Here is a 13,633-nt window from a genome sequence, read left to right as displayed (position 1 = left end):
GTCCGGGCGGCCGAAGGCGTAGGAGACGGTCATGACCGACACGCCGGCCGCGTCGCCGGTCGCCGACGATGGCCGACGTCGCCGCCGACTGTACCGGGCGCCGGGCCCGGATCGCTCCTGGTCCCAGCATTGTGTATCGTTACACACATGCTCACCGGTTCACCCGCGCCCGCCGACGCGCAGCGGTCCTCGACCCCGGCGCTCCTGGTCCTCGCCGCCACCGCCTTCGTCTACGTCACCGCCGAGACCCTGCCGGTCGGACTGCTCCCGGAGATGTCCGCCGACCTCGGCGTGAGCGAGTCCGCCGTCGGGCTGCTGCTCTCCTTCTACGCCTACGCCGTCGCGCTGGTGACGCTGCCGTTGATGGCGGCCGTGCGGTCCTGGAACCGTCGCACGGTGGTGCTGGGGACCGCGGCCGCGCTGGCCCTCTCGCAGCTGGTGTCGGCGATCGCCGTCGGCTATCCGATGCTCGTGGCGGCCCGCCTGATCTGCGCCGCCACGCACGGGGTGTTCTGGGCCGTCGTCGCTCCCGTCGCGGCCTCCCTGGTGGTGCCGGGGCGCCGCGGCAAGGCCATCGCCCTGGTCTACGCGGGCACCTCGCTCGCCCTCGTGGCGGGCAATCCGCTCTCCTCCGCGCTGGGCCAGTGGGCGGGCTGGCGCGTCGCCGCCGCCACGCTCGGCGTGATCGGGCTGCTCATCACGGTCGCGCTGGCACGGCTGCTGCCGACCCTTCCCTCCGCCCCGCGCGCCGAACGGCACGCGAGCGGCCGCCGCGCCCGCGTCGCTCCCGCACTGATCCTGCTGTGCGGCGTGACGCTGCTGGCCGTCCTCGGCCACTTCGCGGGCTACACCTACTTCGCCCTGATCGTGGAGAGCGCGCTGGGCTCGACCGGTGGTGCGGTGTCGACCATGCTCTTCGTCTACGGCCTCGCCGGCGTCGTCGGCATCTGGCTGATCGGCCGCACCTACGACCGCCGGCCGTGGCTGTCGTCCGTGGTGGTCCTGTCGACGGTGACCGCCGCGGTCGGCGTGCTGCTGCTCCTGCTGGCGGTCCCGACGTCGGCCACCCCGGTGCTCGCGGTCGTGGCCATCGCGCTGTGGGGACTGGCGTTCACGACGATCCCCGTGTGCATCCAGTCGGCCGTGCTGCACTCCGCGCCCGCCGGGTCGGCCGACGCGTACTCGGCCGTCTACGTCGTGACGTTCCAGGTGGGCATCGCGACGGGCGCGCTGATCGGCGGCGGACTGATCGACGCCCGGTCGATCATCGCGGTCCTGGTGTTCGCCGTCGCCGTGCTGATCCCGGCCACCCTGGCCGTGGTCGCCGGACGCTCGGCGTTCCCGGCCCCCGCGCGCGTCGCCGCACCGGTCACCGCGACCGCATCCGCGCCCTGACCTCCCGCAGCGTCCGGGGCCGCACTCCCGACGCCCGACGCGCCTTGCGTCGGCAGATCACGACCCCCGTCGCGGCGACGATCCACACCACGTACTGCGTCGACCACGCCACCCGGAACGCGTCGACGCTGTAACCACCGAAGGCGTTCAGGATCGCGCCCATGGCCTGCATGACGAGCAACGACGCGAGGAAGCCGCCGATGTTGACCATGCCCTGCGCGGTGCCCAGCGCGACGGACGGGTTGAAGGTGCGGGCGTAGTCGAACCCGATGGCCGACCCCGGCCCGCCGACGGAGATGACGACGATCAGCAGCACCAGCAGCCACAGGGGCGACGGCCCCGGCACGGCGAGGACGATGCCCCACATCAGCGCGTTGGAGGCCATGATGGCCAGCACCATCCACGAGCGGCGCATCGGATAGCGCGCGCTGAGCAGCCCCACCACGATGCCGGCGACGATGGCCGATACCACCGACACGGTGAGCAGCGCACCGGCCGTCGACGAGGACAGCCCCTGCGCCGACGTCAGGAACGGCACGCCCCACATGAGGGCGAAGATCGTGATGGAGAACTGCGTGCCCATGTGGGAGAAGAAGCCCAGCCGGGTTCCGGGGCGTGACCAGACGGTGCGGATCGAGCCGAGCGTGTCGGCGAACGTCACCCGCGGTCCGGTGACCTGCGCCCCCTTGGGGGCGTTCGAGACCACGGCGAACACCGCGACGGCGATCAGGACCCCGCTCGCCGCGGCCGCGCCGTACGCGGCGGTCCACCCGACGTCGTGCAGCACGAGGACGAAAGGCACGGCGGAGAGCACTTGACCGAACTGCCCGAGGATGCCCGTGAGCTGCGAGACCACGGGCACCTGCCGCGGGCCGAACCACTGCGGCACCAGGCGCAGCACCGAGATGAAGGTGACCGCGTCACCCACCCCCACCACCGCCCGCGCCGCGACGGCGACGGGCAGGGACTCGGTGAGCGCGAGGGCCAGCTGACCGGTCGCCATGATGAGGGCGCCGGAGACGATCATGGCCCGCGACCCGACGCGATCGAGGAGGACGCCCGCCGGAATCTGCATGCCGGCGTACACCACCACCTGCAGGACGACGAACGACGACAGCAGGGACGGGCCGGCGGAGAACCGCTCGGCCGCGTCGAGGCCCGACACCCCGAACGACGTCCGGTGGAGGACTCCCACGGCATAGGCGAGGACACCGGTTCCCCAGACGATCCATGCACGCATGCCGCTCAGTGTCCCGGGTAGAGTTCGGCTCCATGACCGACGGTGCGCGGCTCCCCCGCACGATCCTGGTGCTCAACGGCCCCAACCTGAACATGCTGGGCACGCGCCAGCCCGAGGTCTACGGATCGGACACGCTCGCGGACGTCGTGACGTTGTGTCGTCGGACCGCCGAACCGCACGGGGTGGTGATCGAGTCGGCGCAGTCCAATCACGAGGGCGAGCTGATCGACTGGATCCACGGCGCGCGCGGGACCGTCGGGGGCATCGTGATCAATCCGGGCGGACTCACCCACACGTCGGTGGCGCTGCGCGACGCGCTGGTCATTCCGGAGGTGCCGGTGATCGAGGTGCACATCTCGAACGTCCACGCCCGCGAGGAGTTCCGGCACCACAGCTACGTCTCGCCGATCGCGACGTCGGTGATCGCCGGTTGCGGCATTCGCGGATACGCCTATGCCGTCGAGGAACTGTGTCGGCACCTGCACACCGTCGAGCGTCCGCACGGGGACGCCGCGTGAGCGCCCCGACTCCCGACCACGCTGTGCCCTCGAACCCCGCTGTGTCCCTCGCCGCCACCTGCGAACTGGCCCCGCCACCGCCGTCGGGCGAGGGTTTCGAGACGGGATGGCCGGTGCGGGCCGGCGACGTCGACACGGCCAACCGGCTGCGGTACGACTCGGTGGCGCGGTACCTGCAGGACATCGGCTCCGACAACCTCGACGCGTCCGGTCTGGGTGACACCGACCCGTTCTGGATCGTGCGCCGCACGGTGATCGACGTGGTGCGCCCGTCGGTGTGGCCGGAGCGAGTGACGTTGCGCCGCTGGTGTTCCGGGCTCTCCACGCGGTGGTCGAACATGCGGGTCGACATCACCGGCGACAAGGGTGCGCTCATCCGCACCGAGGGGTTCTGGATCTCGGTGTCCATCACGTCGGGCATGCCCACCCGCATCTCCGACGAGGGCATCGCCCTCCTCTCCCGCACGACGGACGAGCACCGCCTGCGGTGGAAGCAGTGGATGCGCGACGCCGCGCCGGAACCGTCGGCGGACGACCGGACGTTCGTGCTGCGCGCGACGGATCTCGACGCGTTCGATCACGTCAACAACGCCGTCTACTGGCAGGCCGTCGAGGACGTGCTCGCGGCGACGCCGGACGTCGTGGCCGTCACCGGCGGGCCGCACCGGGCGGTGATCGAGTACCTCGGTCCCATCGTCGCGGGGGACGCGATCACGCTGCGGCACCGTCGGCACCGCGACGGGGACGCCGAGGCGATCACGGTGTGGTTCCTGGTCGACGGCACGGTGCGCACCATCGCGCGCGTGCTCGCCTACCAGGGCAACCTGTCGAGCCAGGCGAGCACCATCTCCTCGTAGGCGATGCCGAAGTCGAGCGTCGCAGCCGCGAAGGGGTCGGTGACGAGCTCGACCGACGCCCGGTAACGCGTCAGGTTCTCCCGGTGGGCGGTGCGGTGCTGCTCGATCGCCTCGCTCAGCCGAGCCGACGGCACGTGGTCGCCGAAGGACAGGAACAGCAGCAGCGGGTGGCGGATGACCTCCGGTCCCGGCAGCTCGGCGATCCACCGGGCGAACGCGTCCCGGCCGGCGTCGGTGAGCTCGTACGGCTTGCGGTCCCGCGCCTCGGTGGGCAGTTCTCGCACCAGGCCGGCCCGAGCGAGGCCGGCGAGTTCGCGGTAGACCTGCGATCGGGTGACGGACCAGAAGCCGCCGATGCACTCCTGGGCGGTCACCGTCAGGTCCCACCCCGACCGGGGCCCGTGGTGGAGGAAGCCGAGCAACGACGCCGCGGTGGGATTGGGCGGCAACGCCGCGGTGGGATCGAGCGGGGCAGGGTCGGCCATGCCGGCCATCGTCGCACATCTTGACAGTCCACTGTGGACGGTGCAGGCTGGATCTCACCGTCCACAGTGGACGGTCTCCCGGAACGAGGTGCCCGATGACCGGAACGCTGCCCTCCCCGACGCCCCTGGACGACCGGATCGGCCGAACCCTCGACACCCTGGCCGCTGCCGTCGGCGACGGGCGGCTCACCCTCGACGAGTTCGACCGCCGCTCGGCCGCCGCCGTCGCCGCGACGGATCGCGGCGACCTCGACGCCCTGCTGCGCGACCTGCCGCCGGCGCCGCCGCGACCGGTCCGCGTGCGCACGGTCCTCGCCGCCGCCTGGGCGCACTGGGCGCTGGTGAACACGATCTGCCTGACCGTCTACCTCGCGATCTGCCTGTCCGCGGGCGAGTTCCACTACCCGTGGCCGGTCTGGGTGCTCGGGCCGTGGGGTGCGGTGCTCGCGGTCCACACCGTCGGCACGACGGTCGCCGCGCGTCGGGGCGTCACGACGCTCCCGGCGTGGTCCTGCCGGTCCGGTCCCGAGGCCTACGCGAGGGGGACGAAGTCCCGCAGTGCCGCGGCGAAGCGGTGCGGCTGATCCACCGGGAGCAACGTCCACGAATCGTCGATCTGCACCCGCCGGGCGTTCGGGAACACCTGCTCCAACCGTCGTGCGTGGGACAGCGGCATCATGCGGTCCTCGGTCGCCCAGACGACGAGGACGGGGCGATCGAACGTCGACAACCGGGACGCCCACTCGAGCAGGGTCGACCGGGCCGGGGTGCCGACGCAGAACTTCCGAAGGTCGCGCCGAATGTCGGCGCTGCGGGTGGCCGGGGCGAACCAGTCGTCGAGCACGGCGTCGGGAATTCCGGCTTTGCTCAGCCCACCCCAGGCCCGCTTGTCGTGGCGGACGAACCGCGTGACCAGCAGACGCAGGAACACCCGAGTGCCGCCCGGAACGCGACACAACGCCACGGCCGGGCGAGCGGGCCGCGGGGGGAAGTTGTCGAACGCCTCGCACGACGCGAGCACCAGACGCCCCACCCGGTCGGCTCGACCGTCGGACACCAGGAACTGCCCGCCACCCCAGTCGTTGAGGACGACCGTCGCGTCGGTGAGCTCGAGCGCGTCGAGGACGTCGGCCAGGATCCGGGCGACGCCGAGCTGCGACAGATCGGCGTCGGGTCTCATCGGGCTGCGGTGCGCCCCCAGCGGCAACGTCGGCGCGATGCAGCGGTAGTCACGCTGCAACAGCGGGATCACCGAGCGCCACAGGGTCTCGTTCATGAGCAACCCGTGCGCGAACACCAGCACCGGGCCGTCGCCGCCGGTGTCGGTGTAGTCGACGGGCCCGGCCGGCAGGTCGATCCGCGGCATGCATCCCCCCTCGGTCGTGCGATCCGATGCCGGGGAACCTACGCCGAGGGACCGACGGGGGCAGCGCGGTCGGAGAACCGTTCCAGCCGGCGCAGCTCGATCGGCTGCCCGTCCCGCGGGTAGGGCAGGGACGTGAAGTCGATGGGCGTGGCCGCCGGATTCGGCACCGTCCAGGTGAAGTTCCGCAGCAGGTGGTGCAGCACCATCGTGATCTCGACGACCGAGAAGAACTGACCGAGGCACGTGTGCACACCGCCGCCGAACGGCTGCCAGGCGTACTTGTGCGGGAGCGGCCGCCCGTCGAACCGCGAGGGGTCCCACGTCTCGGGATCCGGCCACCATGTCGCGTCGTGGTGCGTCCAGTGCGGCGTCGCCGCGATCATGGTGTCGGCGGGGACGAAGTGACCCTGGATCTCGGTGTCGCGCAGCGTCCATCGCGCCATGGTGGGCAGCGGCGCGAGAATGCGGAGGGACTCCTTCATGACCGCCGAGAGGTCCGTGAGCTGCAGCCGGACCTCGGGGTCGGTAACGTCCTCGCCCACGGCGAACGACTGCTCGCGGCACCGCTCCTGCCACTCCGGGTGCCGGCCGAGCTGGTCGATCATCGTGGACACGGTGATGGTGGACGTGTCGTGGGCGGCCATGAGCAGGAAGATCATGTGGTCGACGATGGCGTCGTCGGAGAAGCGCTCACCGTTCTCGTCCTCGAGCCGCGCCAGCACCGAGAACAGGTCCGTGCCCGAACCCACGCGCCGACGCGGGAGGTAGTCCCGGAGGAAGGACTCGAGGTAGCGGCGTCCGCGCAGTCCCCGCCGCCACCGTCCGCCCGGCACGTTCAGCCGCACGATCGCCGTGGCCGCCTGCACGCAGTCGACGAACGCGGCGTTCACGCGGTCCAGCCGATCGTCGTCGGGATCGACGCCGCCCATGAACACCTCGGTCGCCAGGCCCAGCGTGAGGTTCTTGGTGGCCGGGTAGACCCGGAAGTCGCTGTCCGGCTGCCACTCTCGCACCGCGCGCTCGATGAGCGGGTGCATGGTGGCCGTGTAGTCGGCCAGTCGCTCCTTGGTGAACGCCTGCTGGAGCAACCGGCGGTTCTTCCGGTGCTCGCCGCCGTCCATGAGCATCAGGCCGCCGTCGAAGAAGGGGCCGATCAGCGGACGCCAGCCGTCCTTGTTCCCGAAGGCCTTGTCGTGGTTGGTCAGGATCTGCTCGCATCCCTCGGCCCCGAGCACGGTCACCACCGGCCGGCCGGCCATGACGGTCCAGGACACCGGGCCGTACGCCTCGTACTGCTCGCGCCAGAGGGCGAGGGGATCGCGGATGTAGCGCAGCGTCGTGCCGATCCAGGGAACGGACCGGCCGCCGGGGACGGGGAAGAGGCCGCTGCCGGCGGGCGGGGTGGCGAGGGGGTGGGCCATGTCGGCTCCAATCTGACAGAGTGATCTGTCAGATGTAGTCTGCGTCACAGTGGAGCGGGTCGTCAAGGGCTGCTCGGTGGACTCCCGACCGGCATACGCTGACCGGTGCCATGAACGACCGACCCCTACCTTCCCGGGTCACGGTGAGCGTGCTCGGACCGCTCGCCGCGACGGTCGACGGCCGCGCCGTGACCCTCGGCGGACGCGGCCGGCGAGCCGTGCTGGCTCGGCTCGCATCCGCCGGCGGACGGGTGGTGTCGACCGATCTCCTCGTCGACGACCTCTGGGCCGGCAACCCACCACCCAAGGCGCTGGCCGCCCTCCAGGTTCACGTGTCGGACCTGCGGAGGCTGCTCGAACCGGATCGGGCGCCACGGACCCCGGCCACCGTCCTCGTCTCCCGGGCGCCGGGTTACGCCCTCGCCCTGCCCGCCGACGCCCTGGACGCGCGGGCGGCCGAGGACACCGTTCGCCGCGCCGCCCGCGGGAACGGCGACGCGATCGACGCCCTCGACGAGCTGCTCGACGAGTGGTCGGGCGAGGCCTACCCGGAATTCGTCGACACGGACTGGGGCCGCACCGAGTCGGATCGACTGCGCGACCTGCACGACCACGCCGTGGAACTGCGGGCCCACCGGCTCCTCGCGAACGGGCGAGCCGACCGGGCGATCGGAGATCTCGCCGCGCTCGTCCACGCGCATCCGGCGCGCGAGCGGGCGTCGGGACTCCTCGCGCTCGCGCTCTATCGCACCGGCCGCCAGGCCGAGTCGCTCGACGAGCTCCGGCGCATCAGGCGGTTCCTGGCCGACGAGCTCGGCGTCGACCCGTCACCGGAGTTGCGCGCCGTCGAGCACGAGGTCCGCACCCACGGCGCTCCCACCGTTCACCCCGCGCCCGCCCTGCCCGCTGCGCCCGCTCGGCCCGCTGCGCACTCTCGACCCGCCTCGGCCACCGTCGTCGCGCGCCCGGAGACCGACGACATCGTCGCCGTCGCGGACGCGGCCGTCGCGGCCACCGCCCCACACCTGGTCTGGATCGTCGGCGACGCCGGAGCCGGCAAGACCACGGCGACGCGTGACGTCGAGGACCGGTTGGCCGCGCGCGGCTGGCGGACCGCCCGCGGGCGGTGCCCCGAGGTGGACGGCGCACCACCGGCGTGGCCGTGGATCGACGTCCTGCGCACGCTCGGGGTCACCCCGCCGGCGGCCTCCACCCCCTTCGCCGTGGCGGAGTCGGTGTCCCGCACCTGCTCCACCGCACCGGTTCTCGTGATTCTCGACGACGTTCACCGCGCCGACGAGCCCACCCTTCAGATCCTGCGACAGGTCTGCGGGGCGGACGTCGGTGCGCTGGTGGTGGCCGCCACGTACCGTCCCGAGGAGGTCACCCTCGATCTCGTGGCCACCCGAGCCGCGCTCGCCTCGGTACCCGTGACGACGGTCCACCTGGGCGGCGTGGACCGGGCCGGAGTAGCGGCCATCGCGACTCTCGCCGGGAGTCCCGACCTCGACGAGGACGTCCTCACCCGACTGCATCTCCGGACCGGCGGCAATCCGCTCTTCGTCCGGGAGTTCGCCGGGCTGATCCGTTCCGAGGGGCCTGCGGCGCTGTCGAATTCGGTCCCGCCCAGCGTGCGGGACGTCATCCGCCGCCGACTCGACCGCCTGCCGGACCGCACCGCAGTGATCGTGCGCCGGGCCGCGATACTCGGGCGGGAGGCGGATCTGACGCTTCTCGCCGTCACGGCGGGTGGCCCGGAGGACGACGTCCTCGACGCGCTGGAGCCCGCCGTGCTCACCGGTGTGCTCACCGAAACCTCGGCCGATCGAGTCGGTTTCACGCACGACCTGGTTCGCGAGGTGGTCTACGAGAGCATTCCTCGGCTTCGCCGGGCACGGGCCCACCGCGCCGCACTGGCCGTCCTGGCCGACGCCACCCCGGACGACACCGCGGCGCTCGCGCACCACGCGGTGCATGCCGACACCGTCGATGCCGTCCCGTTCCTCGTCCGCGGTGCACGAGAGGCCGAGCGGCAGGCGGGTTTCCGCGACGCCGACGGCTTGTGGGCGGCGGCGGAACGACTCCTGCGTGCGAGCGAGTCCACCGACCTGCTCGACGTCCTCGTCGGTCGCGTGGGCACGCTCGCCCGACTCGGGGACGTCGTCGGCGCGCGGGAGGCGCGTCGTCGGGCCGTCGCGCTCGCCGAGGCCACCGGGGACGACGCCGTGCTCTTCCGCGCCGCGACGTCGTGGACGGCTCCGGTGATCTGGACGATCCGCACGTCCGTCGAGATCGACACGGCGATCGTCGATCCGCTACGACGGTTGGCATCGTCGGAGCTTCCGACTCCCGCCCACCGAGCTCTCGTCGCGTCCGCCCTGGCGTTCGAACTGGAGGGGAGCTTCGGCGATCCGTCGGCCGATCTCGAGGCCGACGCCGCGGCGGTGTCGGCGCGGCGATGGGCTCGCGGCTCCGGCGACCCCACGGTGCTGGCGCGTGCGTGTACGGCATTCGGCTACATCGCTTTCGGACCCGACCACGTCGACGAACGGGTGGCCAACTCCGACGAACTCGCCGGCGCCGCCGCCGCGATCGGCGACGACGGTTTCGCCGCCGTGGCGCACTACCAGCGTTTTCTCGCGGCGGCCGCGGCCGTCGATCTTCGGGAGGCGCGGCTCGCCGCGGAAGCGGCCACGGCGCGCGCCGCCGGCCATCAGCTGGCCCAGATGCTGGGGGTACTGGCCGTCTACGACGCCTTGGTGGACGTCCTCGCCGGCCGCTTCGACGAAGCCCGCGCCCGGTACGACGTCGTCACGGAGACACTGCGTACGCAAGGGGCGGCGTCCGCCGAATGGATCGCCACGCTGGGTCGTATCGGCCACGGCGTGGCCACCGGCGACCTGGGCGGGATGGTCGAAGAACTGGCGGTGATCGAAACGGTTCGGCCGCAGTCGGTTCGGTTCGTGTACGTGCTCGCGCTGCTCGACGCGGGCGAGGAGGATCGAGCACGGGCGCAGTGGCGCGATGCGGCGCCGTACCCACGCAACTACTACTGGCTGGCAATGACGACGTTCCGGGCGAGAGCCGCTGCGCGACTGGGCGACTCGGCCGTCATGACCGATACCGCCGCTCAGCTGCGACCGTTCGCCGACACGGTGGCGGGACTGGACTCGGGTTCGCTCTACGCGGGACCGGTGGCGGGCGCGCTCGCGGAGATCGCCGATCGGCAGGGTGTCTCGGCGGCGGCGGCACGGTGGCGCGCCGCCGCCGCCGAGACACTCAGGCGGGTACGGGAGCAGCTCGACGGGATGCCGTGATCGGCGTCGTCCGGCCGGCGCGCAGGATCATGACCCCGATGGCCGTGAACGCCAGACCGCGCGGGAGTTCGACGATCAGGCCGCTGACACCGGGGAATTCGGGCCACGGGACCAGCAGGATCAGCCCGCCGACCGCGGTGACCGTGCCGATCCACACCGGCACGGCCCGCGTCCGCACGAGGACTGCACCGAACACCACCATCGAGAGCATGAACACCAGGCCACTGACCATCTGCATCGTGGGGAAGGCGCCGGGGAAGAGCGATCCGTCCGCGGGCACCAGGTAGGCGGTGTCGGGATTGCTCGCCAGGGCGTACGTCGCGAACGCCTCCACCGACAGGTGCGTGATGGACACCAGCATCGACGACAGGTAAAGCGTGACGAAGGAGACGAGGCCCACCACGCCGGCGCGCGCGGCGAACCAGGCGTAGACGCCGGGCAGCGAGATCAGTTGCAGCACCGTGCCGGTCAGCAGCAGCGCAGCCGACCACGGTCCCGCCGTGGACGTGAGGGACTCGACGGAGTGCGCGTTGCCGTCGACGACCGGGTGCAGCAGACCGCCGGTGAGGTTGAAGCCGAAGGCGACGACGACGCCGACCGCGCTGAGACGAGTGAGGAGAGACGAGGTGATGGTCATGAGGGAACGGTGCGGGACCGCGCTTGGTGATCACTTGGCGACGGCTCGGCCGGTCCCGGTGCGACCGTGACCGTCATACTGAGCGCGTGCCACGCTCGTACGGCGGCCAGGGCGCCGACTCCCGCATCGCCGCGCGACGCAGCGCGCTCCTCGCGGCCGGGCGCGAGCTCATGGGAACGGTGGGGACCGACCGCACCACGATGACCGCCGTCTGCTCCGCCGCCGGACTGACGGAGCGTTACTTCTACGAGAGCTTCGCGGGCAAGGCGGATCTCGTCGTCGCCGTCGTGGACGCCCTCGCCGACGAGGTGCGTGACACCGCCCGACGCGCGCTCGAGACCACCGAGGGATCCGAGATCGAACGAGTCCGGGCGGCATTGACCGCCGTGGTGACGCTGCTGCTCGACGATCCCCGCAAGGGTCGCATCGCCGTGGTCGAGTCCATCGCGTCCGCCGAGCTGCGCGTGCAACGGCACCGCACACTCGCCGGGGTGGTCGACTTCGTGTCCGCGGCCGCACTGACCATCTGGGGGCCGCGCGCGGTGCCCGAGTCGCAGCGGCAACTGGCCGGGATGATGCTGATCGGGGCGTCGTCGGAGTTGCTGCTCGCCCGACTCGAGGGCACCCGCGACCTGGAGATCGACGACATCGTCGACGCGGCGACGGCGCTGTTCGTCGCCACGACCCGACGGGACTGAATCGGGTTCGTCGATCGGCGTCTCGGTTTCCGGTCGGTTTGCTGGATCGTGTCGGTGGGGGTCGATACAATCGAACACATGAGCGATCGGCGGGTCGGCGCGGTGAACGCGCCGCAGGTGGGGGGCACGCCGTGGTCCTCGCGTGATTACACCGCGATGGGCCTGCCCGCCTCGTTCGACCTCCCCGTCGGTGGGCACCTCGACGCCCTGGCCGACCTGGCTGCGGGGGCGGCGTACCTGGAATGGCGCCGATATCAGCATGCCGCCGCCCTGCACACCGAACTGGTCGTGCCCGAGGAGGACCGCGACGAGCGGGCGGTGGATGCGTTCGCTCAGTGCGCCGCCCGCCTCGCTACCACCCTGTCGGTGTCGCAGTACGTCGCCGAACGCCTCCTCGACGACGCCGTCGCCCTGCGTGACCGACTGCCGCGGGTGGCGGAGTGCCTCCGCGACGGGGTCGTCTCCGCCAATTTCATCCGCACCGTCGTCTCGCGCACCGAACTGATCCACGGCCGGTCGTATCAGGGGTTGGTGGACGCCGACATCGCTGCGGCGTTGCGGAAGCCGGGGACGTGGTCGGCGGCGCGGGTGCGGGATCTGTGCGATCAGATGGTCTACCGCCGTGATCCCGACGCCGTCCGCGAACGCCGCGACGACGCCTTGAAGGGGCGGTGCTTCTTCACCGAGGCCGGTCTCGACGGGATGGCGACGGTGGGGGCGACGATGTCCGCCGAACAGGCTGCCATCGTCGCTCGTGTCGTCGAACGTCTCGCCGCACAGGTCTGCCGGCACGACAGTCGCACCAAGACCGCGCGGGCGTCGGACGCGTTGTTCGCGTTGGTCAAGCACGCCCCGTTCGGCTGCGACTGCGCACGCCCCGAATGCGCCTTCACCGTGGTCGATGCGGACGAGGTCGCGGCGAACGCAGCGCGGATCGTCATTCACGTCGTCACCGACACCACCACTCTCGCCGGACCCGTACCCGCCGCCGCCGCCGCTGCGGCAAAGCCGGCAGCGCAGGCACAGACTCGGGACGGCGACACGACCGCGACTGCCGCAGACCGGGTCGTCGCCAGCGAGGAGGCAGCGGTCGACGCGGCTCCGGTCGACGTTGCTCCGGTCGAGGAGGTCGTGGTCGAGGAGACTGCGGCGGAACCCGAGCTGGTCGACGGTGTCGGCTACATCGCCGGACTCGGCATCGTCTCCGGCGCCCACGTCCGCGACCTCGCCGCCGACCCCGCCACCCTCATCCGACCCCTCGGCGACGGCACCGACACCCCACTCCCGGCGACGCAACCCGCGGACCCGTACCGGCCGTCCGCGGCGCTGAACACCTACATCCGCGCCCGAGACCAGTACTGCACCTGGCCCGGCTGCAACAAACCCGCCCGGGACGGCGACCTCGACCACATCACCGAATACGACCACCGCAACCCCGAGCGGGGAGGGCAGACCTCCGCCTGCGGGCTCGGCGCCAAATGCCGATTCCACCACCTACTGAAAACGTTCGGCGACTTCGTCGACGACCAGTACCCCGACCCCGACCACCCCGGCCGGATCATCCGCACATTCACCATCCCGGAGGGCCGCACCGTCCTCGGCCCCGCCCACACCGGGTTCGACACCCACCCGGGCCTGGACATGATCGTCTTCGGCGACCCACCCGCCACCGGCAGAAGCGCACCGCCGGAACCCGAAC

Annotated in this window: 12 protein-coding genes; 7 read left to right on the top strand and 5 right to left on the bottom strand. The window is 71.8% G+C overall.

What is annotated here, in order from left to right:
- The first annotated feature begins 147 nt into the window (after positions 1 to 147).
- On the top strand, positions 148 to 1,395 hold the full coding sequence (locus HQ603_RS18500; protein ID WP_222686211.1) for an MFS transporter: 1,248 nt from the start codon (positions 148 to 150) through the stop codon (positions 1,393 to 1,395).
- Here HQ603_RS18500 and HQ603_RS18495 read toward each other — a convergent pair.
- Positions 1,370 to 2,635, bottom strand: coding sequence for an MFS transporter (locus HQ603_RS18495; RefSeq protein WP_222686210.1), 1,266 nt, complete (start codon positions 2,633 to 2,635; stop codon positions 1,370 to 1,372). The two genes, HQ603_RS18500 and HQ603_RS18495, sit on opposite strands and share 26 nt — an antisense overlap.
- 32 nt (positions 2,636 to 2,667) lie before the next feature.
- Here HQ603_RS18495 and aroQ point away from each other — a divergent pair, with 32 nt between their 5' ends.
- Positions 2,668 to 3,153: a type II 3-dehydroquinate dehydratase gene (gene aroQ, locus HQ603_RS18490; RefSeq protein ID WP_222686209.1), complete on the top strand. Its 486-nt coding sequence runs from the start codon at positions 2,668 to 2,670 to the stop codon at positions 3,151 to 3,153.
- A gap of 41 nt (positions 3,154 to 3,194) precedes the next feature.
- A complete protein-coding gene (locus tag HQ603_RS18485) occupies positions 3,195 to 4,010 on the top strand; it encodes an acyl-[acyl-carrier-protein] thioesterase (protein ID WP_371831074.1) in 816 nt (271 codons plus the stop codon).
- Here HQ603_RS18485 and HQ603_RS18480 read toward each other — a convergent pair.
- A complete protein-coding gene (locus tag HQ603_RS18480) occupies positions 3,965 to 4,495 on the bottom strand; it encodes a PadR family transcriptional regulator (RefSeq protein WP_222686208.1) in 531 nt (176 codons plus the stop codon). The genes HQ603_RS18485 and HQ603_RS18480 overlap by 46 nt on opposite strands.
- A 95-nt stretch (positions 4,496 to 4,590) precedes the next feature.
- Here HQ603_RS18480 and HQ603_RS18475 point away from each other — a divergent pair, with 95 nt between their 5' ends.
- Entirely contained in the window at positions 4,591 to 5,079 is a 489-nt protein-coding gene (locus HQ603_RS18475; RefSeq protein ID WP_222686207.1) for a DUF1707 SHOCT-like domain-containing protein, read from the top strand.
- Here the strand turns inward: HQ603_RS18475 and HQ603_RS18470 are convergent.
- Positions 5,028 to 5,861: an alpha/beta fold hydrolase gene (locus tag HQ603_RS18470; protein WP_222686206.1), complete on the bottom strand. Its 834-nt coding sequence runs from the start codon at positions 5,859 to 5,861 to the stop codon at positions 5,028 to 5,030. The two genes, HQ603_RS18475 and HQ603_RS18470, sit on opposite strands and share 52 nt — an antisense overlap.
- A gap of 38 nt (positions 5,862 to 5,899) precedes the next feature.
- Positions 5,900 to 7,282, bottom strand: coding sequence for a cytochrome P450 (locus HQ603_RS18465; protein ID WP_222686205.1), 1,383 nt, complete (start codon positions 7,280 to 7,282; stop codon positions 5,900 to 5,902).
- A gap of 110 nt (positions 7,283 to 7,392) precedes the next feature.
- Between HQ603_RS18465 and HQ603_RS18460 the strand changes: the two genes are divergently transcribed.
- A complete protein-coding gene (locus tag HQ603_RS18460) occupies positions 7,393 to 10,599 on the top strand; it encodes a BTAD domain-containing putative transcriptional regulator (RefSeq protein WP_222686204.1) in 3,207 nt (1,068 codons plus the stop codon).
- Here HQ603_RS18460 and HQ603_RS18455 read toward each other — a convergent pair.
- Complete coding sequence (locus tag HQ603_RS18455; RefSeq protein WP_222686203.1) at positions 10,562 to 11,236, bottom strand: hypothetical protein; 675 nt, start codon at positions 11,234 to 11,236, stop codon at positions 10,562 to 10,564. The genes HQ603_RS18460 and HQ603_RS18455 overlap by 38 nt on opposite strands.
- A gap of 86 nt (positions 11,237 to 11,322) precedes the next feature.
- Here HQ603_RS18455 and HQ603_RS18450 point away from each other — a divergent pair, with 86 nt between their 5' ends.
- A complete protein-coding gene (locus tag HQ603_RS18450) occupies positions 11,323 to 11,934 on the top strand; it encodes a TetR/AcrR family transcriptional regulator (RefSeq protein ID WP_222686202.1) in 612 nt (203 codons plus the stop codon).
- Positions 11,935 to 12,012: 78 nt separating this feature from the next.
- Positions 12,013 to 13,633: DUF222 domain-containing protein (locus HQ603_RS18445; protein ID WP_222686201.1), on the top strand; the 1,621-nt coding region annotated here is incomplete at its 3' end.

This window comes from Rhodococcoides corynebacterioides (genome assembly GCF_019834675.1).
In the GTDB taxonomy this organism is placed as follows: Bacteria; Actinomycetota; Actinomycetes; order Mycobacteriales; family Mycobacteriaceae; genus Rhodococcoides; species Rhodococcoides corynebacterioides_A.
This window is presented reverse-complemented; position numbering and strand designations above follow the sequence as displayed.

What these genes read in the sequence shown, in the direction of transcription:
- HQ603_RS18500 (WP_222686211.1), top strand. Translation starts at nt 148, where the DNA reads ATGCTCACCGGTTCACCCGCGCCCGCCGACGCGCAGCGGTCCTCGACC.
- HQ603_RS18470 (WP_222686206.1), bottom strand. Translation starts at nt 5,861, where the DNA reads ATGCCGCGGATCGACCTGCCGGCCGGGCCCGTCGACTACACCGACACC.
- HQ603_RS18480 (WP_222686208.1), bottom strand. Translation starts at nt 4,495, where the DNA reads ATGGCCGACCCTGCCCCGCTCGATCCCACCGCGGCGTTGCCGCCCAAT.
- HQ603_RS18465 (WP_222686205.1), bottom strand. Translation starts at nt 7,282, where the DNA reads ATGGCCCACCCCCTCGCCACCCCGCCCGCCGGCAGCGGCCTCTTCCCC.
- HQ603_RS18495 (WP_222686210.1), bottom strand. Translation starts at nt 2,635, where the DNA reads ATGCGTGCATGGATCGTCTGGGGAACCGGTGTCCTCGCCTATGCCGTG.
- HQ603_RS18460 (WP_222686204.1), top strand. Translation starts at nt 7,393, where the DNA reads ATGAACGACCGACCCCTACCTTCCCGGGTCACGGTGAGCGTGCTCGGA.
- HQ603_RS18455 (WP_222686203.1), bottom strand. Translation starts at nt 11,236, where the DNA reads ATGACCATCACCTCGTCTCTCCTCACTCGTCTCAGCGCGGTCGGCGTC.
- aroQ (WP_222686209.1), top strand. Translation starts at nt 2,668, where the DNA reads ATGACCGACGGTGCGCGGCTCCCCCGCACGATCCTGGTGCTCAACGGC.
- HQ603_RS18475 (WP_222686207.1), top strand. Translation starts at nt 4,591, where the DNA reads ATGACCGGAACGCTGCCCTCCCCGACGCCCCTGGACGACCGGATCGGC.